Source organism: Komagataeibacter sp. SM21, assembly GCF_041402665.1.
In the GTDB taxonomy this organism is placed as follows: Bacteria; Pseudomonadota; Alphaproteobacteria; order Acetobacterales; family Acetobacteraceae; genus Komagataeibacter; species Komagataeibacter saccharivorans.
Map to the genome: position 1 here is coordinate 262,389 of NZ_JBGLOV010000003.1, position 23,981 is coordinate 286,369.

Here is a 23,981-nt window from a genome sequence, read left to right on the forward strand (position 1 = left end):
CATCACGCGCCAACGCACGGGGTCGCGCAGTCTCAAATGGTCAGGACGGGTATGGTCCCGTCCCATATTCTCAATATGGCCAGTATACAGGATTGGCGGCAATGGTGCATGGGTATCACATGTGGATGGCACAGACATCACATACCAGTTTAGATAATACTTATTCTATACTTGTATAATTTATCGCCATATCCTGCTCGCAATGGCACTGTAGCTGTCAGTTGGATCAGCAGTGAACCGGATTACCTGTCAGGTCCGGCGCCGGGCGTGCAGTTTCTGTCCGCACAACCCGAACAGCCGCCACATCCTGTCCGGTTGCGGGGCTGGCTGCGGCGGTCGGCATAATGGATCATGGCCACCGGTGCATGCACCCCGCGCAGGATGGCTGTCATGCTGCTCCATCCCCTGCGGCTGGCGGCAGGAAACAGTCGCCCGGCCCAGTACAGCCCGCAGGCCAGCACCATCGCGCAGGCCAGCACTGTCTGGATGATGTGGTGGGGCCCCATCAGAACATCCGGGCGATGTGATACGTCAGGAACGATGCGGCGTAGGCAAGGGCGAACAGGTAACCCGCGGCGATGGCGACCACCCGCCACGATGCGGTTTCGCGCCGGATGACGGCCAGTGTCGCGACACATTGCGGTGCGTAGACATACCATGCCAGCAGGGACAGGGCGGTTGGCACGCCCCAGTGCGTGGGCAGCATCTGGCCAAGCTGAAGTGCCGCCTGATCCGTATCGGTGCCCGAGCCAAGGGAATAGACGGTGGCCAGCGCGCCTACCGCCACCTCACGCGCGGCGAGACCGGGGATCAGCGCGACGCAGATCTGCCAGTTGAAACCCAGCGGGGCGAAAACCGGCAGCATAAGATGGCCGATCCTGCCCGCGAAGCTCCAGTCGATTGCCGGACCCTGCGCGCCTGCGGGTGGGGCGGGAAAGCTGGAAAGCCCCCACAGCATGACGGTAAGCGAGACAATGGTCGTGCCCACGCGCAAAAGGAATATGCGCGCCCGTTCCCACAGCCCCAGCGCCAGATCGCGGGGGTTGGGTACCCGGTAGGCGGGCAGTTCCATAAGCAGCGTGGCTTCCTGCCGGTCGGCATTGCGCCAGCGCAGTACGCGCGCGACCACCAGGGCGGAAGCAATGGCCACTGCGTACAGGCCGAACAGGACCAGCCCCTGAAGGTTCAGGAAATGGGCGATGTTACGATGCGGTATGAAGGCCCCGATCAGCAGCGTATAGACCGGCAGGCGCGCCGAACACGTCATGAGCGGGGCGATCAGGATCGTGACCAGCCGGTCGCGCGGGTTCTGGATCGTGCGCGTGGACATGATGCCCGGCACCGCGCAGGCGAAGCTGGACAGCAGCGGAATGAAGGATCGCCCGCTCAGCCCGGCAAAGGACATGAGCCGGTCGAGCAGGAAGGCCGCGCGGGGCAGGTACCCCGATTCCTCCAGCACCAGTATCCATGCGAACAGGATCAGGATCTGTGGCAGGAACGTCACCACGCTGCCCGCGCCCGCGATCACGCCATCCACGATCAGGCTGCGCAGGACGCCATCGGGCATGAGCGTGCCGATCTTCTGCCCCAGCATCCCCATGCCCGCATCGATTGCATCCATAAGGGGCTGTGCCCAGGCAAATACCGCCTGAAACATGAAGAACAGCAGCACGATCAGGATGACCGGCCCCCACACCGGATGCAGCACCCAGCGGTCAAGCCGTTCCTCGATCCGGTCGGACAGGGGGGAAGACTGCGTCACGCAGTCCGACAGGATCTGGCGCACCAGCGCGTGCAGGTCCGTGCCTTCGGGCAGTGGGGCGGGTACGGGGGGTGGCGTCCCGTCCAGTTCCGCCAGCAGTTCGCGCGCGCCGTCGCGCCGGACGCCGATCGTGGGGATCACCACCATGCCCAGTTCCGCCTGCAGGCGCGGCAGGTCGATTTCCATGCCGTTGAGTCTGGCGGCGTCGATCATGTTCAGCGCCAGCACAAGGGGACGGCCCATGGCCCGCATTTCCAGCACGAAACGCAGGTGCAGCCGCAGGTTGGTGGCGTCCGCCACGCAGACCAGCAGGTCAGGTGCCGCTTCCCCGCGATAGGTCCCAGCACAGACATCGCGCGTTACCGCTTCATCGGGGCTGGTGGCGTTCAGGCTGTACGCGCCAGGCAGGTCCAGCAGCCGGATACGGCGGCCCCCGGGTGTGGTAAACCAGCCTTCCTTGCGTTCGACCGTCGCGCCGGCATAGTTCGCCACTTTCTGCCGGCTGCCGGTCAGCAGGTTGAACAGGGCGGTCTTGCCACAGTTCGGATTGCCGACCAGCGCGATGTTCAGGGTGGTCATGCCAGTTCTTTCACCGGGTGGATAATCACGCGGTCCGCTTCCGTGCGACGCAGGGCGAAGCGGGTAAACCCGATGCGCACCGCCAGCGGATCGCCCCCCAGCGGGGCGGTTGCGACCACACGCACCGGTTCACCCGGCACGAATCCCAGTTCCCGCAGGCGCCGCGCGACGGGGTCGGTTTCGGCATGATCGTCCACGTGGTCGATTATGGCATCGGTGCCACGTGGCAGGTCGCTCAGTCGCATTGGCGGGTTTAATCCGGACAATATAAGTAAGTAATAATAATTATTATTAAATATGAACCGTAATGGTGTCCATCATCTTTGTCCCGATCCCTGTGCTGCCACCATTACGGGTATGTTTACCCTGCATGCGCCGCCATGTTCATGATGGACACGCCGCCAGCACGTGAAAGAACGTGCCCGATACATAACCACGTCGTCCACCACCCGCGCCGCGTTCCACACCATAGCCATCGCGCATGTCGGCCAGTGCCTCGTCATGGCCGGGGTCAGTCACCGTGGCATAGTGGAATTCGTGCCCGCGCAGCGTATCTCCCGCCCGGCCTATGGCGCAGTCATGGCGCAGGGTGGCGGCACGGTAGCCAAGGTTCATGCGACGGGTGGCGAAGGATGTGGCATGACCCAGCAGGCCGGTCATGCGATGGGTCTGGCCGGTTTTATCGGTCAGACTCTGGCCCAGCACCATGAAGCCCCCGCATTCCCCATGCACGGGCCGGCTGGCGGCGAAACGGGACAGCGCACCCCGGAAGTTTTCCGCTGCCGCCAGTTGGCCCGCATGCAGTTCGGGATAGCCACCGGGCAGCCAGCAGGCATCGCAGTCATCCGCCGGACCTTCGTCATTCAGGGGGGAAAAGGAATGCAGTTCCGCCCCCGCCGCGCGCCAGCCTACGGCGATATGGCCATACAGGAAGGAAAAGGCGGCATCATCCGCCACCGCAATCCGCTGGCCCGGCGGGGATAGCGCGACGGTGGCGTCTCCCATCGGGGCGATGCGCGGGGGTGCTGCGCATGCGATGATGGCGTCAAGGTCCAGATCGCGCCGGGCCTGCGCGGCCAGACGTGCGGCCAGTTGATGCAGCCCGTCATGTTCGCGCGCCTGTACCAGTCCCAGATGCCGTTCGGGCATCTGTAACTGCGCATCCCGCCCGAACGCGCCCAGAACGGGGATGCCGGTTGCGGTAATGGCCTGTGTCGCCATCGCGGCATGACGGGGGGAACCAACACGGTTCAGGATGACGCCCGCCACCCGCACCGCCGGGTCCAGCGTTGCAAAACCCAGCGCCGCCGCCGCCGCCGACTGGCCCTGACCGGAAATGTCCAGCACCAGCACCACCGGCAGGCCGTAGCGTGCGGCGATGTCCGCGGGCGCTCCCCGCGCGCCATCCGGCCCCAGCAGCCCGTCAAACAGCCCCATGGAGGCTTCCGTTACCAGCATGTCGCAGCCGGACAGGCTGCGCGCCATCACATTGTCCAGCAGGGCAGGCGGCATGGCCCAGCTATCGAGATTGAGGCTGGCATGACCTGTCAGGGCCTCATGGAACGCAGGGTCGATATAGTCCGGTCCCGTCTTTGCCCCGCGCACGGCCACGCCGCGGTCCCGCAGGGCGGCAAGCAGGGCCAGCGTCAGGGTCGTCTTGCCACCGCCCGAACGTGGGGCGGCTATCATCAGGCCTCGTGTCATCATGTCCGTTCCTGCTAGACCGTGGCGACGGAACCCATGCCGTTGCCTGCCATCCTGGTTATCCGTATCGGAAAAGAAGGTCATCCCGATGGAGCGTTCCCATACCAGCCTGCGTCGGGGCTGGACTACAGGCAGTTGCGCCACCGCTGCCGCCCGTGCCGCGTGGGGCGGCCTGTGCGGGCCCGGTTTTCCAGACCCCGTAACCATAACGCTTCCGGGCGGCCAGCATGTCGCCTTTGCCCTTGCCGCCCATGGATATGAGGGGGATAGCGCATGGGCGGAGGTGGTCAAGGACGCGGGCGACGATCCGGACGTGACCCATGGCGCACATGTGCGCGCTACCGTCCGTCATGCGCCACCGGGCAGCGGGGTGGTATTTCGCGCGGGCGAGGGGGTGGGCACCGTCACCCTGCCGGGCCTGCCGCTACCGCCGGGGGAGCCTGCCATCAATCCCGTCCCGCGCCACATGATCCGCACGGCATTGAGTGCCGTGAGCGGGTATGAGCCGGATGTGGAGGTCACCGTCTCCATCCCCGGCGGGCAGGATATGGCGCGGCATACGCTTAATGGCCGTCTGGGCATTGTGGGGGGACTGTCGGTCCTGGGCACGACGGGCATCGTGGTGCCATTTTCCTGCGCCGCGTGGATTGACAGCATCCATCGTGGCGTGGACGTGGCGCGCGCGCTCGGGCTGCGGCATGTGGCGGGCTGCACGGGCGATGTGTCGGAACGGGCGACACAGGCGCTGTATGGCCTGCCGCCCGAAGCCATGCTGGAAATGGGTGATTTTGCCGGGGGGCTGCTCAAATACCTGCGCCGCCACCCCGTGGACCACATTACGGTGGCGGGGGGCGTGGCCAAGATGACCAAGCTGGCGCAGGGTTTTCTGGACCTGCATTCCCGCCGGGGACAGGCCGATATGGGACGTGTGGCGGATCTTGCCCGCGCGCAGGGTGCGACGGCAGGTGTAGTGGCGGACATTGCGCGCTCCCATTCCGTCGCGGCGGCCTTTGCCCTTGCGATCGAAGCGGGGGTGCCCCTTGGCCCGGCCGTGGCGCGGGCTGCGTGGCAGACTGCATGCGATGTGCTGGCGGGCGCGGACTGCATGCTGGATGTGCTGTTGTTCGATCGCGCGGGCCAGATGGTGGCCCGCCATGGCCCGCATCCCGTTACGCGGTAACCGGCCTGCTGGCTCAGGAACGGAAGCGGCGGTGATAGTCGGGGTTGTAGAGCGCGCTTTCGCGGAAATCATGCGTGCCCAGCGCGCGTCCGACCAGAACCAGCGCCGTGCGCTCGATGGGATTTTCGGCGAGCTGTTCGCTTATGTCGCCCAATGTGCCGCGTAACACCAACTGGTCCGGCCATGTCGCCCGCGCCACGATGGCGACGGGACAGTCCGCGCCATAAAACGGGATCAGGTCGGCTACGATCTGGTCCAGCACATGGATGGCCAGATGGATCGCAAGCGTTGCTCCCGTTGCGCCAAAGGCGGCCAGTTTTTCACGTTCCGGCATGGCGGAGGCCCGGCCGCTGACACGCGTCAGCACCACGCTCTGCGCGACTTCCGGCACGGTCAGTTCACGTCCCAGCACGGAGGCGGCGGCGGCAAACGCCGGTACGCCCGGCGTCATGGTCCACGGGATGTTATTGCGGTCCAGCCTGCGGATCTGTTCGGCCACGGCGCTATAGACCGACAGGTCGCCCGAATGCAGGCGCGCCACGTCCTGTCCCGCCGCATGGGCGCGGATATATTCCTGCTCGATCAGGTCCAGCGTCAGCGGGGCGGTATCCACCAGCCGCGCATCGTCCGGGCAGTGTTCCAGCATTTCCACGGGTACGATCGAACCCGCGTACAGGCAGACCGGGCATTTCGCCAGAAGGTCGCGCCCGCGCAGGGTCAGCAGGTCGGCAGCGCCCGGCCCGGCGCCGATGAAGTGTACGGTCATGCATCCTCTCCCTGTGCCATGGCACATGTTGCGTGGGTGCCGGTCAGGCGCGGCACGACAAGTCTCGATCGCGGTCCCGCCACCGCAAGGGCGCACCCTTCCGCAACGGAAGCTACGCCAGTAGCCGCCAGCGCCCGGGCGGAATGGCTGATGCAGCGGGGCTGCGCGGCCAGCAACTGCGTCCGTGTCACCCCGCGCAGCATCAGGCCCAGATGGGCGACGGCGGCCCGCAGGCCGGGCTCGTCGTACCGGAAGGCTGGCACGGCCACAAGGTCCGCCTGCCTGCCGCAGCACTCCTGCGCCGCATGGAGCAGGTCAAGGATCGCCTGCATGTCACACCCGCTGCGCAGGCCCAGTCCGGCCACGATCATGCGCGCGCGCCATCAGGACGCTGCGCGGCATATAGCGTGACGGTCATGCCGGGCCGGAAACCGTGGAAACGTCCGATCTGCTCCAGCCGTTCGACCTGCATGCGCGTCAGCGTGCCGCCCCAACGTGCATGGGCGGCGGCCAGTGCCGTCTCGCTTTCCAGCGTTACGGCATTGGCGACCAGCCTGCCACCGGGGCGCAGCGCCTGCCACGCCGCCTCCAGCATGCCCGGATTGCTGGTGCCGCCACCGATGAAAATGGCGTCAGGCGCGTCCACACCGTCGGCCAGCATCTGTGCGAGGACAGCCGGGGCCTCGCCTGCAACGACGCGCAGGGCGGGCACGCCCAGGCTGAGCGCGTTGCGTGCGATGCGCGCGCCGCGCGTGGCCGATTTTTCAATGGCGATGGCCCGGTTGGCGGGGTGGCGCAGCATCCATTCGATGCCGATCGAACCCGATCCACCGCCAATATCCCACAGCATTTCCCCCCGCCGGGGTGCAAGGGCGGACAGGGTGGCGGCACGGATTTCACGCTTCGTGATCTGCCCGTCATGCTCGAACAGTTCATCCGGCAGCCCGCAGGCCAGCGGAATGACATGCGCGTCCCGCTCCGCCACGATTTCCAGCGCCATAAGGTTCAGCCGGGGGATGGATGCTGCCCTGTCGCCTGCCAGCGCGGCAACCGTCAGGACCTCATGCGTCTGCTCCGCCCCGCCCAGCGCGCCAAGGATATGAAGCGTGGAAGCCCCAAAACCGCGCTGGTCCAGCCACCGTGCGAAGGCAGCGGGCGTATGTTCATCGGCGGACAGGACAACCAGCCGCGCGCCGGGCTGGAGGGAGGGCGCGCAGGCTTCCATCGGGCGACCGCATAGCGACAGCACGGCCACGTCCTGTTCCGCCCAGCCCAGCAGGTTGCACGCCAGCGCGACCGAGGACGGGGCAGGCAGGCAGACCATTTCCCCCATCGGGACATGGCGGCGCAGCGTGGCCCCGACGCCGAACAAGAACGGATCGCCCGATGCCAGCACACAGACCGTCCTGCCGCGCCATGTCAGCAGTTCCGCTACACCCGCGGCAAAGGGATGCGGCCACGGCAGCATGCGTCCCGTAATAAGGGATTCGGCCAGTTCCAGATGACGCGCGCCGCCCGCCACCAGTTCCGCACCGGCGATCAGCGCACGGCTGGCGGCGGACAGCCCCTCGACACCGTCTTCCCCAATGCCGATAACGTGCAGCCATGGCGTGTTCATGCGGCACCCATCGCGCATGCAGGAGGATAGGGATGCGGGTTCTGGTTCTGGGCGGCACTACGGAGGCACGTGCGCTTTACGGCCTGCTGGAAGCACGGACCGGGTGCTTTCAGGCTACCGTTTCCCTTGCCGGGGCGACGCGCGCGCCGGTGCTGCCCGCGCTGGATGTACGCATCGGCGGGTTCGGCGGTGTGGCGGGACTGCGGGCATGGCTGGAAACCCATGGTATCGAGGCGGTCATTGACGCCACCCATCCCTTTGCCGCGCAGATCAGTGGCAATGCGGTACAGGCCTGTACGCAGGCGGGCGTGCCGCTGCTGCGGGTGGAGCGGCCCGGCTGGACACCCGGTGCGGGCGATGACTGGACCCTCGTGCCCGACATGCAGGCCGCAGCCTGTGCGCTGGGCACGGTGCCCCGGCGCGTGCTGCTGACGGTCGGGCGCAAGGATCTGCTGCCCTTTGCCACGATGGACCGGCATGACTGGCTGCTGCGTAGCGTGGACCGGCCCGATTCCGCCCTGCTGCCGCCGGGCGCGCGGGTGCTGCAGGCGCGTGGTCCCTTTGATGAGGCGGCGGAGGAAACCCTGCTGCGCACCGAACGGATTGACGTGATCGTCACCAAGAATTCCGGTGGCATGGCCACGGCGGGCAAACTTGTCGCCGCGCGCAGGCTGGGGGTGGCGGTAATCATGGTCGCCCGGCCCGTTCTTGCCCCGGCCCCGGTCGTGCCCGACGCCACGGCCGCCATGGCATGGCTGGACGCCCTGCATGATCACGGCGCGTCCACCCTGCGCGACGTGTAAAGCCACTGGCCCCCATCCGCCCGGTCGATGACATGGGTCAGCGGGCAGCCGATCAGCACCAGCGTGCTCATGTCCACCTGTTCGGGGTCGGCACTGGCGATGTCGGTCAGGATAACGCGTTCATCGGGCCTGCCGATGGCACGGGCGAAGGCGACCGGCACGGTGGGGGGCAGGATGGTGCGCAGCAGGTCCAGTGCTTCGCCGAGCTGGTCGGGCCGCGCGCGGGAGCGGGGATTATAGAGCGCGATGACCAGTCCCGCCTGTGCCGCCGCCGCCAGCCTGCGATGGACGATCTCACGCGGCTTGAGGTTGTCGGACAGGGAAATGACGCAGAAATCCCCCCCCAGCGGCGCACCCAGCCGTGCCGCCGCCGCCAGTACGGCGGAAATGCCGGGAATGACGGTTACCTCAACCCCGCGCCATGCGGCGGGGCCGTGGTCGATGGCCTCGAACACGGCGCTGGCCATGCCGAATACGCCCGCATCGCCACCCGATACGACCGCCACGACCCGTCCCGTCAGCGCCAGTTCCACGGCATGGCGGGCACGATCCAGTTCCACGCGGTTGTCGCTTGCGTGCCGTATCACTTCCGGCCCGGCCTGAACGCGGGCGACGTAGGGTGCGTAACCGATCAGGTCGGTTGCCTGCGCCAGCGCCGCATCGGCCTGCGGCGTGCGCTGTGCCAGTGCCCCGGGTCCCAGCCCGATGACAAGGATGCGACCCCGGTTTTCCGTCATCGTGCGTCCTCCCGACCGGGAACGAGGATAATGGAGAAATAGGGGGCAGGCCCCTGCATTTCGGTCAGCTTCATGCAGCGTTGCTGCGGCTGGGTGGCGCGTTCCACGTAGATCGCCCGTTCCTCCCGCCCGGTCTGGCGCAGGGCGGTGCGGATCTTTTCAAGATTGCGGCCCAGCTTCATGATGACGGCGGCATCGGCCTGTTCCAGCCGCGTGGTCAGGGATACGGCATCCAGCGTGCCGGGAATGACGCACAGCACGTCATCGCCATGTACCATCGGGGCCTGCGCCACCGACCAGCATCCGGCCATGGCGGTGATGCCCGGCACGATGGTGCAGGGGAAACGGTCATGCAGGCGGTCGAATACATACATGGCCGATCCGAACAGGAACGGATCGCCCTCGCACAGCAGGGCGACATCCTGCCCGTCACGCAGGCAGGTTGCGATCCGCCCGGCGCAGTCATCGTAGAATCGTGCCATGCGCACCAGATAGGCGGGATCGCTGACCGGGATTTCCGTGGTGAAGGGATAGGCGAAGCGCAGCGTCGTGGCGGTGGGGGAGACCAGATCCCCCGCGATCTCACGGGCATGGCCGGGGCGGTCATGGCGGCAGAACCATGCGACGACCGGGCTTTCGCGCAGCAGGCGCGCGGCCTTCAGGGTCATGAGTTCGGGATCACCCGGTCCCATGCCCAGAATGGACAGGTGGCCAGTGGTCATTCCGCCTCGCTCGCCAGTGCGTTGACGGTCGCCGCCGCCATGGCGCTGCCGCCCAGACGACCACGCACGATGATGAAGGGCAGGTCGCCGAATTCGGCCAGCGCCTCTTTCGATTCGGCGGCCCCGACGAAGCCGACCGGCATGCCGATCACCGCCGCGGGCCGTGGCGCGCCCGCCCGGATCATTTCCAGCAGGTGGAACAGTGCTGTCGGTGCATTGCCGATGGCGACGACTGCCCCCGCCAGATCATCGCCCCACAGGTCCATCGCGGCGGCGGAACGGGTATTGCCGATCGCCCGGGCCAGTTCGGGTGTGCGCGGATCGCGCAGCGTGCAGATGACCGGGTTATCGGCGGGCAGGCGCGCGCGGGTCACGCCATGGGCGACCATGTTCGCATCACACAGGACCGGCCTGCCCGCCAGCAGGGCGGCGCGTGCGCTGCTGACGAAATCGGGTGACATGCGGACGGCCTGCGCCACGTCCACCATGCCGCAGGCGTGGATGATGCGTACGACCACGCGGGCTTCCGCCTCATTCAGGCCGCTGAGGTCCGCTTCGGACCGGATGATGGCAAAGGAACGGGCATAGATCGCCGCCCCGTCATGGATGTAGTCGTACGGTTCCGTTTGCGCGGTCATGCCGGTCCAGTTCTCCCGTTCTGTGGCGAGGCATCGCCCTGTCGCGGGGACCAGCCCCGCACGATGGGATGTATCTGTGCCAGCGAAAGCCCGATGTCTACAGGCGTATCGTCCGCCCGGCCATGCGGACACAGGGCATAGCCATCCTGTCCGGCGACCAGCGTGATGTCGGCGGGGGCCGGATGGGCGCATCCCTTGGTGCAGCCCGATACGTGCAGGCTCACGCCCGGTGGCAGGTCGGGGGCCAGACAGGCCGCATCCGCAATGACGTCGCGCGGCGCACAGCCACAGCCGCGCATGCCGATACAGGCCGATATGCGCAGGCGCGGATCATCGGGTGTGGCGATCAGGCCGGGCACTGGCGGTGGCGCAGCACAGTCTTCCAGTATGATCGCGCGCCACGGGGCAATGCGCATATGGCCGTTGCCTGCGGTTTCGGACCAGTCCGCCACGGCTTCCAGTATGTCGGCGTCAATCGGGCCGGAGGGCAGGACCGCGCCCATGGCATTGCCGGGCAGCGGCCCGGCCAGTTGCGGTGTCGCCCCGGTTGCGGCTGGGATTTCCACCGTATCGGCCAGCAGGCCAGACTGCGCAAAGGCCGCGCGTCCCAGTCCCGCATCACGCAGGGGACGGCTACGTGCGCCGGTGGCAGCCAGCGCATGGGCCAGTGCAAGAACCGTGGCGGGAACCCGTGCGCCGGTACAGGGCAGGCCCCGCGCGCCGCATATGACCAGCCAGCCGGTGGGGCAGACGCGGACAACGATATCGGCGCGCAATGTGCCCGCCGGGATATGGCCGCCGCAGTCAACGGCGATCAGGAATTTGGCAGGCAGTCCGCACAGGGTATCGGCGGTGGCCAGCGCGGCATCAAGCGCACGTATGACGGCAGGCGCGTCAGCCGCTGCGTGCGGGTCCAGCCCCGCCAGTGGGGAGAGCAGCAGCCCGCGCCGGGCCTCCGTCGCCGCATCCGCGCTGGCCAGACCGGCGGCGTGCATGTCACGGGCGAAAGCACGCGTGCTGTCGGGTGTCAGGCCGCGCAGTTGCAGGTTGCCCCGGCTGGTCAGTTCGATCAGGCCATTGCCATGCCGCCGCGCCGCCTGCGCGATCTGGCGTGCCTGAAGCGCGGACAGGCGGCCAAGGGGCGGGCGCACGCGTACCAGCCAGCCATCGGCGGCTTCCATGGGGGTATGCAGGCCGGGGCACCAGCCGCGCACGCTGGGGGCGATGGTCATGAAGCATCATCCAGCAGCAGCCCGGCGCTGTTGCTGCGCGGTCGCCACAGGTCGCGCCGCATCGCATCGGCCAGCAGCCGACGGATGGCGGCATGGGCATCGGGATTGGCTTCGCGCAGGAAAGCCTCCATTTCCGGATCGTCCAGCAGCGCGCCGAAAGTCAGGTCGAACTGCCGGTCGAAGCGTGTGGGCAAAGTCGCGGCAAAGCCATGCAGGGCTTCCATGCCGCGCGCGATTTCGGCTGCGCCCCGGTAGCCATGGCGGCGCATGCCCGCAAGCCAGGCCGGGTTGACCAGACGACCGCGCGTCACGCGGGCCACTTCCTGCGCCGTGGCGCGCAGGCGGGGCGTATCCGGGCGGGACGTATCGCCATGCAGCAGGCGCGGCGCATTGCCCAGCATGCCTGCCGCGGCCGCCATGCCGCCTTCATGTGTGGCGATGTCCACGCTTTCCAGAATATCGGTTTCCGCGTTGTCCTGTACATGCAGCATGACCGCCGCCTGCGCCATGCGCTGCGCCAGTGCGGCCGGGTCCTGCCCGCCTTCACGCTGGCCGCCATAGGTCCATGCCGAACCCGCCAGCCATGCCTGCCCCAGTTCATCGCGTCCGGTCCATGCCCCCCCGGCCAGCAGGTCTTCCACCCCGCTGCCATAGGAACCGGGCGCGGCGCCGAACATGCGCGCGGTGGCGGCGTGGCGGGCCGGGCCGTCCAGTCCGGTGACACTGGCGGCCAGCGGGTTAAGGTCCGGGGCTTCGAAATCGCGCCCCGCAATGGCCTGTACCGCCTGTTCAAACAGGGCGATCTGACCCGGAAAGGCATCGCGGAACAGGCCCGACAGCCGTAGCGTGACATCCACGCGCGGACGGCCCAGTTCGGCCATGGGGACGATCTCGATCCCGCTGATACGGCCCGATGCGTCATCCCATACCGGCCTGACCCCCATAAGCAGCAGCGCAAGGGCCAGATCCTCGCCCCCCGTGCGCAGGCTGGCCGAACCCCACAGGTCGATCACAAGGCTGCGCAGCGGTTCGCCCTGATCCTGAAGATGCCCTTCAAGCAGTATGGCGGCGGTGCGTTCGGCCAGCACCAGCGCCGAACGGGTGGGGATGGCGCGCGGGTCCATGGCATACAGGTTGCGTCCCGTGGGCAGCACATCGGCACGCCCGCGCGTGGGCGCGCCAGCCGGGCCTGCGGGAACGAACCGGCCATCCAGCGCGGCCAGCAGCGCATTGCTTTCCGCCTGTCCGCATGCGTGCAGACGGGTGGCGATTTCCTCGTCATCGGTCATGTTGCATGAATGCGCGATGGCCCGCGCTAGTTCATCCGCCCGTGGCGGCGGGTGGCCAAAGACATGCAGCCCGTCGCGGATCTGCAGGTCCTTCACATCGCACAGATAGGCATCCAGCCGGGCGAGGGCTTCATCCTCATCCCCGTCACGGGCCGCGCCGCTTTCTCCCAGCAGGCCCAGACTGTCCGCGCGTTGCAGGATTTCCCCGCGCAGTATGGCCCCGCGCCTGCGGTCCAGACCGTCAGCCGCCGCATATTCATCGATCAGGCGTTCCAGTTCGCCCGTATCGGTCCCGCTGGTGCCGACCGGCACGATGGGGGGCGTCATGTGGCCGATGGTGACGGCCCCCAGCCTGCGCCGGGCGGCGGCGGCCTCGCCGGGGTTATTGACAATGAAGGGATAGATCACCGGCAGCCCGCCCACCAGTAATGACGGCCAGCAGGTGGCGCTGGGCGCAGCAGCCTTGCCCGGCAGCCATTCCAGCGTGCCATGCGTGCCCAGATGCACCATGGCGTCCAGCCCTGCTTCATGGCGCAGCCACAGATAGAAGGCGACATAGGCATGCCGGGGCGGAGTATCGGGATCATGATAGCCCCCGTGCCGGTCGCCCGGTGCGCCCCGGTCGGGCTGCAGCGCCATCAGGATGTTTCCCGCCCGCATGTGGCGCAGGTGAAACATCCCGTCCCGGCAGGCCGGGTCTTCTTCCGGCGTGCCCCAGCAGGTCGTGAGCGCTGCGCGTGATTCCGCAGGCAGGCCGTCAAACCAGCGTTGGTAGGTGGCGACGGAGACAAAGGGCCGCACGGATGCATGGGCCAGTGCATCCGTAAGCTGCCGTGCGGTAGGCAGCGGGGCCGCACCCGTATCGTATCCGGCGGCGTGCAGCAGGTACATGATGTGTTCGAGGCTTGCGAAACTGTCCAGTCCCACGGCGTGGGCAGCCTGTCCCGTGGGCGCGCCCTGCGCGCCGGGATAGTCGGACAGGATGATGCCCACGTGCCGCGCGTCGGGCCGCGTGTGTCCCAGCCGCGCCCACCCGGCGGCGCGGGCGCATGTCAGCGCGATGCCATCGGGGTAGGGCACATGACGCGCGGGCAGCCCGGGCGCGGCTTCTTCCTTGAAGGAAATGGGACAGGCGGGAATCCGCCCGTCGAGTTCCGGCAGCACCACCTGCATGGCAAGGTCCGCCTGTGACAGGCCGCGCACGCTGTCGCGCCATGTGGCGTAGGGTATACCCGGCTGCTGCACCTGCAGAACCGGCACGCCCGCCATATCCAGCGGACTGTGGCCATCATCGCTGCCCCGCGTGGAAAAGAAGGTGGCGTTGACGATGATGTCGGGCGGGGCTGCGGCAATCCGGTCTGTCACCACCCGCGCCGACGCGGCATCTTTCAGGGAGGTGACATAAAGCAGGTCAGCCCCGATGCCGTGTCCGGCCAGAGCGGAGGCCAGTTCCATGATGGGGGCGATATCCGCCGCCAGCAGATGCGTGCGGTAGAACACCACCATTGCACGTAGCGGCAGGGCAGGGTCGGCTGCGTGCAGCAGTTCCGCCGGGGGCAGGGGAATGGTGGGCGTATCCACATCTGGCCCGCATCCGGCCAGATGCGCCATGACCCGCAGGGCGGTTGCCATGTTGGCGCTGCCGCCCGTGCGCATGAGGGCATCAAGCCGCGCGCGCGTGGCGTCCCCGACGGTGGAAAGCCGCGCCAGACGCGGATCATCGCGCCCATCCCCGGACAGGAAGGCTAGCGGGATATCCGCCTGACCGCATGCGCGCGCCAGTTCTTCCGCCCCGTAACGCCAGTAATCCAGACCCCCCAGCAGCCGCACCACCACGCAGCGCGAATCCATGATGGTATCGGCTACATACAGATCGATCGACATCGGGTGCAGCAGCCGCGACAGGGTGACGGTGCGCAGGCTGGCAGCCGGAGCGCCCGCCGCCGCATGGGCGGCGTTCAGGCACAGCAGGTCACTGTCCGAAAAGGACAGGAACACGATATCCGCCGGGGCATGCCCCAGATCTTCCGCCTGATCGCCATCGTCGAGCGTGCGGACCTCGCGTGCCAGCAGATGCATGGTGCCTGTCCCGTCGTGCTGCCGTTGTCCCCTAGACCTGCGCCAGCGCGTGCGCGATGGCGGACTGATCCATGCCCTTCTGCCCGATCACCACCAGATCGCCCGTGCGCGGCGCATCACTGGCAAGGGGGCGGTCGAACTGGTGGCGGAAGCGGCTGCCGACGCCCTGCACCGCAAGGCGCATGGGTTTGCCCTGCACGCAGGCATAGCCTTTCATGCGCAGGATGTCGTGCTGTTCGGCCAGTGTTTTCAGCCGGTCGATGAAACCGTCCACGCTGCCCTGTTCGGGAATGGCCAGCACGAAGCTTTCAAAATCATCATGCTCGTGCTCGCCGCCTTCCGCATCGTGGTGGGACGGGCGCGCTGCAAGGTCGTCTTCCGCCGCCGCGTCCAGACCAAGCAGCACCGCCGGGTCAACCTGCCCGTCTGTTGCGCGCACCACCTTGACCGCGCGGGGGATTTCGGCGCGGATTGCGGCTTCCACCGCATCGGCCTGCTGCGCCGTCATCAGGTCAGACTTGTTCAGCACCACCAGATCGGCCGACAGGAGCTGGTCTTCGTAGACTTCGGCCAGCGGGTTGTCATGATCGAGCGACGGGTCGGCAGCCTGCTGGCGGGCGACTTCCTCCGGGTCGTCGGCGAAGCGGCCAGCGGCGACGGCGGGACCGTCCACCACCGTAACCACGCCGTCCACCGTCATGCGGGTGCGGATGGTGGGCCAGCCAAAGGCCTTGAGCAGCGGCTTGGGCAGCGCCAGACCGGAGGTCTCGATCACGATATGGTCCGGCGGGCTTGCGCGGTCGAGCAGGGCTTCCATGGTCGGCAGGAAATCATCCGCAACCGTGCAGCACAGGCATCCATTGGTCAGTTCGACAATATCCTCGTCACGGCATCCTTCCACGCCGCAGGCGCGCAGCGTGTCGCCATCAATGCCCAGCGTGCCGAATTCATTGACCACGATGGCAATGCGCCTGCCCTTTGCATTGGCCAGCACATGGCGCAGCAGCGTGGTCTTGCCCGCGCCCAGAAAGCCGGTGATGACGGTAACGGGTACCCTGGCACGTGCCGTGGTGGTGGGGGTCATGGCGATCAGGCTCCAGAAAAAAGGGATGCGGGAAAACGGCCACGCACCATGTCCGACAGGCTGGCGGGCCTGCGCGATGGCATGACGGTGCCGCTGCGCGATGCGGCGTAGGCCGTAAGATAGGTCATCAGGTCCTGTGCCTTCTCCGGGCCGAGCCGGGCGAGGAGCCAGCCCCATTTGCCCGGCGTGGCCACCACGGCGGCACAGCCGCTGTCACATGCGGCAAGGCAGGAGACCTCATGAATGACAAGGCCGGGCGTGTCCGCCGCCAGCGACACCATGGCGTCATGAAGCTGGCGTCCCTGCGGATTGTCGGATGCGGGCAGGCCCCGGCGGCAGGTCACGCATACATGCAGATGCACGGGGGGCGTATTTCCGGATTCCGGCTGCAGCTGTGCGGTCATGTCGGTCCGTGCCCTTTCGCGGCATGGCTGCGCGGCGCAGCCTGAAGGCGGGGTGCACGGTTACGACCCCGCACCCGCGCGGGGCGGGGACGGTGGCCCATCGCGTGCCGGGCACCCCGCCGGCCATGCGATTGAAATCGATCTCATCCGGGTCGCATGGCTGCGGCGCGGCATATGATGGCAGGTCTCCTGACTTGTGGCGGAGGGGTGATCCCTCCCTTCCGGCTGCCTTCCCGGTCCCGCTGGTAAGGGACCAGTGACAATGCCGCGTTCCCTGACAGGTCACGCGGGCCGGAAACAGCCACCTACAGTTGCGGGGGCAGCGACGGCCTTGCCCATGGGCGCACCGTCTTCCCTATTCTCCCCAATGGGGAACCATCAGGACCGGATTTAGACGATTGCGGACCGCGCTGTCAAAGAAACCACGGCAATGCTGGATATGTCCCGCCTTCATGACAGCGGCGCGCCGGTCATGCGCACGCGCCATGCCGTATGCCGCGTCAGCACCGTGTGGCTGCATGGTGCGATATCCAGCCGCGACAGCATGCCCGCATCCCCGCCAAGGGCTGCGATGACGATGGCCTTTATGACCGTGGCATCGGCCATCACCCGGATGCGCGGCGGTGTTGTGGGCAGGGCCGTCAGCCAGGGGGTGATGCGGTGCAGGAGGTCCGCGCGGCTTTCCCCGCCGGGTGGGGCGAACGTGGCATCCGCAGTCCAGCGGGCCAGACCGGCAGGGGGCAGATCCTTCAGTGCAGCGCCCTGCCATGCGCCCATTTCCACCATGCGCAGCGCGGGCACATGGTGGCAGGCACAATCTGGCGGCGGTTCCACTGACGGCGGGATCAGGGTCAGGTCGGCATCATCGGACAGGCTGCCTGGAAAATGCGGGGGCAGGGCGATGGCATCGTCTATGCGGGGGATCATGCCCCGGCGCAGGCTGTCCGCCGGGGGCAGGGCAATGCAGGTCAGGATCTGGTTCATGGGTCACTGTCCCGCGCATGGAGAAAGGGTGGGTCAAGCAATGGATGATTGACCTTCCATGCCAATTTTGGAAACATGCGGCCAGATCCGGTTATGGAACGGGCGGCAGATCAGGCCGTGTTTCATGCATACTGCTCCGGGTCGTGCGTGATCCATGGAGTTTCCCAGTATGAGCCAAGGTACAACTGTCCTGTCCACCGGTAGCGTTGCCGCGCCGCAGGTTTCCATCCCGGTCCGCGACCTGCTGCCGTGGGGTGTGTTCGGGCTGGTACTGGCATCATTGCTGCTGTATTTCGTCGGGGCGGAGCAGGGGGCGACCGCGCTCATTTCCGGTCACTACGTGCATGAATTCGTGCATGACGGACGCCATCTGCTGGGCTTCCCCTGCCACTGATCCAGTAGGGGCGCGGGTTCGTCCCGCCTGTTCCGGTCCCGTGACCGGGTATGTGCTGAACGGCATTTCCATCGGGAATGCCGTTTTTGCGTTCAGGCCATGCTGATGACCGTCCGGCCCCGGACGTGACCCGCCAGAATGCGCGGCGCGATGGTGATGGCATCGGCCAGCGGTGCATCGTGCAGCATGCTTTCCAGAAGCGTATGGTCGATGTCGCGCGCCAGACGCGCCCATGCCGCCATCCGGCGCGGGCGGGGACACATGACGCTGTCCACGCCCTGCAGGCGCACGTTGCGCAGGATGAAGGGCGCGACCGTCAGGGGCAGGGCCATGCTTTCCGCCAGTCCGCAGGCCGCCACCGTGCCACCGTACTGGATGGATGCGCACATCGTGGCCAGTGTGTCCCCGCCCACCACATCGATACCCCCGGCCCACCGGATTTTTTCCAGTGGCCTGCCCGTGGGGGCCAGCGCCTCACGCGGCACGATTTCGCTCGCGCCCAGACGGGTCAGATAGGCATGAAGCTGCGGGCGGCCGGTTACGGCTGTGACCTGATAGCCCAGTTGCGCCAGAAGCATGATGGCCATGCCACCCACGCCACCGCCCGACCCGGTTATGATGACCGGTCCGCTGGCGGGGGTCAGTCCCCCTTCTTCAAGGCTCATGATGCACAGCATGGCGGTAAAGCCCGCCGTGCCGATTCCCATCACCTGCCGCGAGGACAGGCCCGCAGGCTGTGGCAGCAGCCACCGTCCCGACAGGCGGGCCATGCGTGACAGGCCGCCCCAGTGCGTCTCCCCCAGTCCCCAGCCGGTGGCGAGCACCCGGTCGCCTGCGCGATAGAGTGGGTCTTCCGATTCGATGACGCGACCGGCAAGGTCGATGCCCGGTACCATCGGAAACCGCCGCACCACCGGCGCGCCACGGGTAATGGCCAGTGCGTCCTTGTAATTGAGGCTGGAATGATCCACCGCGACCGTTACATCGCCTTCGGGCAGGGATGCGGGATCGACCTGTTCCACGCGGGTCGTGACCGCATCGTCGGTGCGGGAGATCATCAGGGCCTCGAACATGCTGGCGGACTTCCTTTATGGGCAGGGGAAACGCGTGGCCGGAGCGGCGTGACTGTAACTTTCATGCAGGATTCAGGTATGGTTTCCTATTTACAGCCCTGTGACATCGCAGCAACGTGAAGAAAAGTGCATCCTGAAAAATACAAGATTTTCAAAGGATCTTTTTAAAGACCATCCGGTCGGTCCATGACCGGATGGTGGCGCATGGCCGTCCTGCGCCATGATGCGAAAATGTGCAGGGCAGGTGTGATTTTCCCACGCTTCCCGCCAGACAGGCAGTGTGGTGTGCTTATTATCCAGCCACCATTGCACAGGCAGGAGGCATTTCATGTCCGACAGTCTTGTTTCGTCCTTTCCGGCCCTTTCTTCCATGACCGCGCTGTGGCGGGCGCGGTACGGCACCCAGCCGCCCGCAGCCCCCGCATTGCCCGAAAGCCCGGTGGCGCGCGGTCTCATGACGCACCGCTCCGTGCGGGGATTCAGTGCCAGCGCCCTGCCTGATGGGGTGCTGGAGGCCGCCGTGGCCGCGGCGCAGTCGGCCTCCACGTCATCCAACCTGCAGGGATGGAGCGTCATTGCCGTGCGCGACGCCGACCGGCGCGCGCGGCTTGCGAAGATAGCGGGGGATCAGGATTTCATCGCGCAGGCGCCGCTGTTCCTTGCATGGGTTGCCGACCTGTCGCGGCTGGACCATGTGGGGCAGGCGCATGGCCGTGACCTGCCGGGGGTGGACTGCCTCGATACCTTTCTGGCCGCCGTCATGGATACGGCTTTCGCCGCGCAGAATGCCGCTGCCGCGTTTGAATCCTACGGGCTGGGAATCGTGTATGTCGGCGCGGTGCGTAACCGGCCCGAAGCGATTGCCGCCGAACTTGGCCTGCCCGCGCGTACGGTTGCGCTGTTCGGCATGAGTGTCGGCTACCCCGACCGCCAGCGTCCCATCGCCATCAAGCCCCGCCTGCCGCAGCATGCCGTGCTGCATGCCGAACGGTATGACAGTGCTGCCGCGAACGACCCGGCTGTCATCGCGGCCTATGATGAACGGCTGCGTGCGGCCCGTACCGCTCAGGGATCGCCGGGGCGTAGCTGGAGCGAAAGCGTGCTGGCGCGTCTGGGGGATGTCAGTGCGCTGCATGGGCGTGAACGCCTGCCTGAAGCACTGCGCGGGCTTGGTTTTGTGCTGGGTCAGGCGTGAAAGCAGGGTGTTTACGCGCAGGGCGGGGTTGACCGGCGGAATGTTCTGGTGAACTTCTGCTAGCGATGCCCGCGCCTGACGGCGGGCATGAGCGCGCGCCTTGCGTATCGCGCCAGCGTCATGATGAAAGAGAAACAACGGCTATGGACAGCGCCACTTCCCTTCCCTTCACGCTTTCTCCCAATGCGTCGCCGGTTTCGGCGCAGCGCCGGGCGGAGATTCTGGCCAATCCCGGTTTCGGGCGTGTCTTTACCGATAACATGGTCGTTATCCGCTATGAGGAAGGCCAGGGATGGCATGACGCGCGCGTACAGCCCTACGCATCTCTGACACTGGACCCGGCGGCAGCCGTGCTGCACTACGCACAGGAAATTTTCGAAGGGATGAAAGCCTACCGCACGGCGGAAGGCGGGATCACCCTGTTCCGGCCCTATGCCAATGCCGCGCGTTTCCGCAAATCAGCCGAGCGCATGGCCATGGCGCAGGTGCCCGAGGAACTGTTTGTCGAAGCCGTGCGCCAGCTTGTGCGCGTGGACCACGCATGGGTGCCGGGCAATCCGGACGAGAGCCTGTATATCCGTCCCTTCATGATCGCGAGCGAGACGTTCCTTGGCGTGCGGCCCGCGGGTGAATACCTGTTCATGGTCATTGCTTCCCCTGTCGGCGCCTATTTCGGGGCCGAGGCGGTCAGCGTGTGGGTATCCGATTTCTGCCGCGCGGCCCCCGGTGGTACGGGTGAGGCCAAATGCGGCGGCAATTATGCCGCAAGCCTCATGGCCCAGCAGGAAGCCAAGACGCACGGCTGCGCGCAGGTGCTGTTCCTTGATGCGGTCGAACGCCGCTGGATCGAGGAAATGGGCGGCATGAACGTGTTTTTCGTGTTCGATGACGGTTCGGTCTCCACGCCAGCCCTGACCGGCACGATCCTGCGGGGCATCACGCGCGACTCGCTGCTGACCCTGGCGCGGGAGATGGGCCTGACGGTGCGTGAAGAACGCTATGGCATCGACCAGCTTTACGCTGATGCCGCCTCTGGCCGTCTGAAGGAAGTCTTTGCCTGCGGCACGGCGGCGGTTGTTTCGCCCATTGGCCGTTTCTGTGGCCGTAACGGTGACGCGGTGATTGGCGATGGCGCGGGGATTGGCCCGGTTACGGAAAAGCTGCGCAATGCCCTGATCGGCATCCAGCGCGGCACGGCGGCAGATCCGCATGGCTGGGTGGAAAAGGTTATCTGATTTTCCCGCATGATCCGGCCAGTCAGTCTGGCCGGATCATGCCTGAGACGGTGGGTGAGCGGATTGGTTTGGATTGATGCCGCAGCCCGCCATCCCGGATTGGGTGGCAGTTCTTGTCAATAGGCAGGTCTGTGGTCATGTCCTGTGATACGGGATCGGGTCTCACGGGCTGCTAGCGAAGCTGGCTGTCCTTGCTTCCCCGGCGGTTGATGCCGGTGAAGACCGGCTTCCTGTCGCGTTCAGACTGGCAGTCGATGCACAGCTTGACGCCTGGCATCGCCTGCTGCCGGGCGGGGGGGATGTCTTCCCCGCATTCACGGCAACTGGTTTCGCTTTCGCCTGTGGGGATATGGGACCGTGCCCGTTTGACGGCGTCTGCTATCGTATCGTCGATCTGATCCTGTACGGCTCCGTCGGGAGCCCAACCGGTGGCCATGCGTGTTCTCCTGAAACGAAAGCACGCAGTATATCGCGTGACGTATGTTCAGACAAAACGGTTCGTGATCGATATGACCGGAATTCGGTGCCAGCCCCGATGAGGCGGCGGGCGACGGGTCTGTGGTCCGGCACCCGTGCAGCAGCAGGCAGACATCTGCCGCACGGGCTGGATGGAGCGGCTGTTATTCCGCAGGCGTGACCGTTTCCTCAACGGGTACGTAAATGCGGTTGCCGCTGTTGCGGAATTCTTCCTTTTTCTGTTCCATACCCGCCATGCGTTCGGCATTGGCCTTCAGATCGTGGCTTATGCGCATGGAACAGAATTTCGGCCCGCACATGGAACAGAAATGCGCGTTCTTGTGGGCTTCACGCGGCAGGGTTTCATCGTGGTACGCGCATGCGGTATCCGGGTCGAGTGACAGCCTGAACTGGTCATTCCACCGGAAATCGAAGCGCGCGCGGCTGATGGCGTCATCGCGTATACGGGCTGCCGGGTGTCCCTTGGCCAGGTCGGCGGCATGGGCCGCGATGCGGTATGTGACCACACCGACCTTCACGTCATTGCGGTCGGGCAGGCCAAGATGTTCCTTGGGGGTGACGTAACACAGCATCGCCGTGCCAAACCATCCGATCATGGCGGCCCCTATGCCTGATGTGATGTGGTCATATCCCGGTGCGATATCGGTCGTGAGCGGGCCGAGGGTGTAGAACGGTGCTTCCCCACATTCGCGGAGCTGTTTTTCCACATTGACCTTGATCTTGTGCATGGGCACATGGCCCGGCCCCTCGATCATGACCTGACAGCCTTTCGCCCATGCGATTTTCGTCAGTTCGCCCAGTGTTTCCAGTTCGGCGAACTGTGCGGCGTCATTGGCATCCGCAATCGAGCCGGGACGTAGCCCGTCACCGAGCGAGAACGAGACATCATAACGGCGCATGATGTCGCAGATTTCCTCAAAATGTTCATACAGGAAGCTCTCGCGGTGATGGTGCAGGCACCATCCGGCCATGATCGACCCGCCGCGCGAGACGATGCCCGTCACGCGGTTGACGGTCAGCGGCACATGGCGCAGGCGCACCCCGGCATGGATGGTGAAATAGTCCACGCCCTGTTCCGCCTGTTCGATCAGCGTATCGCGGAAGATTTCCCATGTCAGGTCTTCAGGTACGCCATTTACCTTTTCCAGCGCCTGATACAGCGGCACCGTGCCGATGGGCACCGGCGCGTTACGCAGGATCCAGTCGCGGATGTTGTGGATGTTGCGCCCGGTGGACAGGTCCATGACCGTATCCGCGCCCCAGCGGATGGCCCAGACCATTTTCTCCACTTCTTCCGCCACCGAGGAGGTAACAGCCGAATTGCCGATATTGGCGTTGACCTTCACCAGAAAGTTGCGCCCGATCACCATCGGTTCCAGTTCGGGATGGTTGATGTTGGCGGGCAGGATGGCGCGACCCGCCGCGATTTCGGCGCGCACGAATTCCGGTGTGACGAAGGCGGGGATGTCCGCGCCAAAATCCTCGCCATCCGCGCGGCGTTCTTCCGCGTGCGCATCCATGGTGGCGCGGCCAAGGTTCTCGCGGTGGGCGGCGTAGATCATTTCTTCGGTAATGATGCCGGCACGGGCGAATTCGTACTGCGTGACCATCTGCCCCTGCCTGCCTTCATGCACCGCATGGGGGGCAGGGCAGGCGGAGACCAGATGTTCGCCCTGGGCGAAGCCGTTGTCTTCCGGGCGTACGGCGCGGGGTGTCACTGTGGGCAGGTCGCGTGCCGCAATCCACGGCGCACGCACCGGATCAAGCCCGCTTCGTACGTCGATGCGTGCCGTCGTATCGGTATAGGGGCCGGATGTGTCGTACACCCGTACCGGCGGTTCGTTCGCGCTGGGTTCCAGCGCTATTTCACGAAAGGGCACGCGGATGTCAGCGTGTCCGACGGGTGATGACCAGACCTTGACGGACCCCAGTATGGGGCCGGTGGTGACATGGTCGGGAGATGAAGGCGAAGCAACGGACGACATGGCTATGCTCCTCGTTTCCTCTCCGACAGGGGGTGTGGGGA

Annotated in this window: 24 protein-coding genes and 1 riboswitch; of the genes, 6 read left to right on the forward strand and 18 right to left on the reverse strand. The window is 66.2% G+C overall.

Features of this window, described 5'->3' with window-relative positions; translation table 11 throughout:
- Positions 1-242: 242 nt before the first annotated feature.
- The 4 genes from ACBR42_RS05160 to ACBR42_RS05175 form a co-directional block, all read right to left on the reverse strand.
- Positions 243-506 carry a DUF6587 family protein gene (locus tag ACBR42_RS05160; RefSeq protein ID WP_371207405.1) on the reverse strand — a complete coding sequence of 88 codons (264 nt, stop codon included), beginning with the start codon at positions 504-506 and terminating at the stop codon, positions 243-245.
- Complete coding sequence (feoB, locus tag ACBR42_RS05165; protein ID WP_371207406.1) at positions 506-2,341, reverse strand: ferrous iron transport protein B; 1,836 nt, start codon at positions 2,339-2,341, stop codon at positions 506-508. Before feoB ends, ACBR42_RS05160 begins: the two co-directional genes overlap by 1 nt.
- Positions 2,338-2,586: a ferrous iron transport protein A gene (locus ACBR42_RS05170; protein ID WP_371207407.1), complete on the reverse strand. Its 249-nt coding sequence runs from the start codon at positions 2,584-2,586 to the stop codon at positions 2,338-2,340. The genes feoB and ACBR42_RS05170 overlap by 4 nt, the downstream gene beginning before the upstream one ends.
- Before the next feature lie 139 nt (positions 2,587-2,725).
- Positions 2,726-4,045, reverse strand: coding sequence for a cobyrinate a,c-diamide synthase (locus ACBR42_RS05175; protein WP_371207439.1), 1,320 nt, complete (start codon positions 4,043-4,045; stop codon positions 2,726-2,728).
- Between the two features lie 88 nt (positions 4,046-4,133).
- On the opposite strand from ACBR42_RS05175, the gene ACBR42_RS05180 reads away from it, so the two are divergent.
- Positions 4,134-5,225 carry a cobalt-precorrin-5B (C(1))-methyltransferase gene (locus ACBR42_RS05180; RefSeq protein ID WP_102325087.1) on the forward strand — a complete coding sequence of 364 codons (1,092 nt, stop codon included), beginning with the start codon at positions 4,134-4,136 and terminating at the stop codon, positions 5,223-5,225.
- Positions 5,226-5,238: 13 nt separating this feature from the next.
- Here ACBR42_RS05180 and cobM read toward each other — a convergent pair whose 3' ends face one another.
- Genes cobM through cbiE form a run of 3 tightly spaced genes read right to left on the reverse strand, consistent with a single transcriptional unit; the run spans position 5,239 to position 7,609 of the window.
- A complete protein-coding gene (gene cobM / locus ACBR42_RS05185) occupies positions 5,239-5,991 on the reverse strand; it encodes a precorrin-4 C(11)-methyltransferase (RefSeq protein WP_110548018.1) in 753 nt (250 codons plus the stop codon).
- Positions 5,988-6,362, reverse strand: a complete 375-nt coding sequence (locus ACBR42_RS05190; protein WP_371207408.1) for a cobalamin biosynthesis protein — start codon at positions 6,360-6,362, stop codon at positions 5,988-5,990. The genes cobM and ACBR42_RS05190 overlap by 4 nt, the downstream gene beginning before the upstream one ends.
- The gene (cbiE, locus tag ACBR42_RS05195) at positions 6,359-7,609 is read right to left on the reverse strand and encodes a precorrin-6y C5,15-methyltransferase (decarboxylating) subunit CbiE (RefSeq protein ID WP_371207409.1); all 1,251 of its coding nucleotides are present in this window, start codon (positions 7,607-7,609) and stop codon (positions 6,359-6,361) included. Before cbiE ends, ACBR42_RS05190 begins: the two co-directional genes overlap by 4 nt.
- A gap of 32 nt (positions 7,610-7,641) precedes the next feature.
- On the opposite strand from cbiE, the gene ACBR42_RS05200 reads away from it, so the two are divergent.
- Positions 7,642-8,412: a cobalt-precorrin-6A reductase gene (locus ACBR42_RS05200; protein WP_371207410.1), complete on the forward strand. Its 771-nt coding sequence runs from the start codon at positions 7,642-7,644 to the stop codon at positions 8,410-8,412.
- Here the strand turns inward: ACBR42_RS05200 and cobJ are convergent.
- The 7 genes from cobJ to ACBR42_RS05235 are packed head-to-tail and all read right to left on the reverse strand — an operon-like array spanning position 8,382 to position 16,597.
- On the reverse strand, positions 8,382-9,149 hold the full coding sequence (gene cobJ / locus ACBR42_RS05205; protein ID WP_371207411.1) for a precorrin-3B C(17)-methyltransferase: 768 nt from the start codon (positions 9,147-9,149) through the stop codon (positions 8,382-8,384). The two genes, ACBR42_RS05200 and cobJ, sit on opposite strands and share 31 nt — an antisense overlap.
- Complete coding sequence (locus ACBR42_RS05210; RefSeq protein WP_102325092.1) at positions 9,146-9,871, reverse strand: precorrin-2 C(20)-methyltransferase; 726 nt, start codon at positions 9,869-9,871, stop codon at positions 9,146-9,148. The genes cobJ and ACBR42_RS05210 overlap by 4 nt, the downstream gene beginning before the upstream one ends.
- Complete coding sequence (locus tag ACBR42_RS05215; protein WP_118962600.1) at positions 9,868-10,509, reverse strand: precorrin-8X methylmutase; 642 nt, start codon at positions 10,507-10,509, stop codon at positions 9,868-9,870. The genes ACBR42_RS05210 and ACBR42_RS05215 overlap by 4 nt, the downstream gene beginning before the upstream one ends.
- Entirely contained in the window at positions 10,506-11,741 is a 1,236-nt protein-coding gene (gene cobG / locus ACBR42_RS05220; protein WP_371207412.1) for a precorrin-3B synthase, read from the reverse strand. The genes ACBR42_RS05215 and cobG overlap by 4 nt, the downstream gene beginning before the upstream one ends.
- On the reverse strand, positions 11,738-15,109 hold the full coding sequence (gene cobN, locus ACBR42_RS05225; protein WP_371207413.1) for a cobaltochelatase subunit CobN: 3,372 nt from the start codon (positions 15,107-15,109) through the stop codon (positions 11,738-11,740). Before cobN ends, cobG begins: the two co-directional genes overlap by 4 nt.
- 31 nt (positions 15,110-15,140) lie before the next feature.
- On the reverse strand, positions 15,141-16,193 hold the full coding sequence (cobW, locus tag ACBR42_RS05230) for a cobalamin biosynthesis protein CobW (RefSeq protein WP_102325096.1): 1,053 nt from the start codon (positions 16,191-16,193) through the stop codon (positions 15,141-15,143).
- 5 nt (positions 16,194-16,198) lie between these two features.
- Positions 16,199-16,597 carry a DUF1636 family protein gene (locus ACBR42_RS05235; protein WP_371207414.1) on the reverse strand — a complete coding sequence of 133 codons (399 nt, stop codon included), beginning with the start codon at positions 16,595-16,597 and terminating at the stop codon, positions 16,199-16,201.
- On the opposite strand from ACBR42_RS05235, the gene ACBR42_RS05240 reads away from it, so the two are divergent.
- Entirely contained in the window at positions 16,596-16,775 is a 180-nt protein-coding gene (locus tag ACBR42_RS05240; RefSeq protein ID WP_371207415.1) for a hypothetical protein, read from the forward strand. The genes ACBR42_RS05235 and ACBR42_RS05240 overlap by 2 nt on opposite strands.
- Positions 16,759-16,992, reverse strand: a riboswitch (cobalamin riboswitch). It overlaps the preceding gene by 17 nt.
- A 55-nt stretch (positions 16,993-17,047) precedes the next feature.
- Here the strand turns inward: ACBR42_RS05240 and ACBR42_RS05245 are convergent.
- Entirely contained in the window at positions 17,048-17,581 is a 534-nt protein-coding gene (locus tag ACBR42_RS05245) for a histidine phosphatase family protein (RefSeq protein ID WP_371207416.1), read from the reverse strand.
- A gap of 169 nt (positions 17,582-17,750) precedes the next feature.
- On the opposite strand from ACBR42_RS05245, the gene ACBR42_RS05250 reads away from it, so the two are divergent.
- Positions 17,751-17,975 carry a CbtB domain-containing protein gene (locus ACBR42_RS05250; protein ID WP_102325294.1) on the forward strand — a complete coding sequence of 75 codons (225 nt, stop codon included), beginning with the start codon at positions 17,751-17,753 and terminating at the stop codon, positions 17,973-17,975.
- A 92-nt stretch (positions 17,976-18,067) separates the two neighbouring features.
- On the opposite strand, the gene ACBR42_RS05255 is transcribed toward ACBR42_RS05250, so the two are convergent.
- Positions 18,068-19,048 (reverse strand): MDR family oxidoreductase, encoded by a 981-nt coding sequence (locus ACBR42_RS05255; protein WP_102325098.1) that lies wholly within the window; start codon positions 19,046-19,048, stop codon positions 18,068-18,070.
- A 328-nt stretch (positions 19,049-19,376) separates the two neighbouring features.
- On the opposite strand from ACBR42_RS05255, the gene ACBR42_RS05260 reads away from it, so the two are divergent.
- Together ACBR42_RS05260 and ACBR42_RS05265 are read left to right on the forward strand one after the other, a co-directional pair.
- Positions 19,377-20,243 carry a nitroreductase family protein gene (locus ACBR42_RS05260; RefSeq protein ID WP_371207417.1) on the forward strand — a complete coding sequence of 289 codons (867 nt, stop codon included), beginning with the start codon at positions 19,377-19,379 and terminating at the stop codon, positions 20,241-20,243.
- A 143-nt stretch (positions 20,244-20,386) separates the two neighbouring features.
- Positions 20,387-21,478: a branched-chain amino acid aminotransferase gene (locus tag ACBR42_RS05265; RefSeq protein ID WP_371207418.1), complete on the forward strand. Its 1,092-nt coding sequence runs from the start codon at positions 20,387-20,389 to the stop codon at positions 21,476-21,478.
- A 172-nt stretch (positions 21,479-21,650) separates the two neighbouring features.
- Here the strand turns inward: ACBR42_RS05265 and ACBR42_RS05270 are convergent, their stop codons facing one another.
- Together ACBR42_RS05270 and thiC are read right to left on the reverse strand one after the other, a co-directional pair.
- Positions 21,651-21,914 (reverse strand): DksA/TraR family C4-type zinc finger protein, encoded by a 264-nt coding sequence (locus tag ACBR42_RS05270; protein ID WP_102325102.1) that lies wholly within the window; start codon positions 21,912-21,914, stop codon positions 21,651-21,653.
- A 184-nt stretch (positions 21,915-22,098) separates the two neighbouring features.
- Positions 22,099-23,940: a phosphomethylpyrimidine synthase ThiC gene (thiC, locus tag ACBR42_RS05275; protein WP_371207419.1), complete on the reverse strand. Its 1,842-nt coding sequence runs from the start codon at positions 23,938-23,940 to the stop codon at positions 22,099-22,101.
- Between the last annotated feature and the right edge of the window lie 41 nt (positions 23,941-23,981).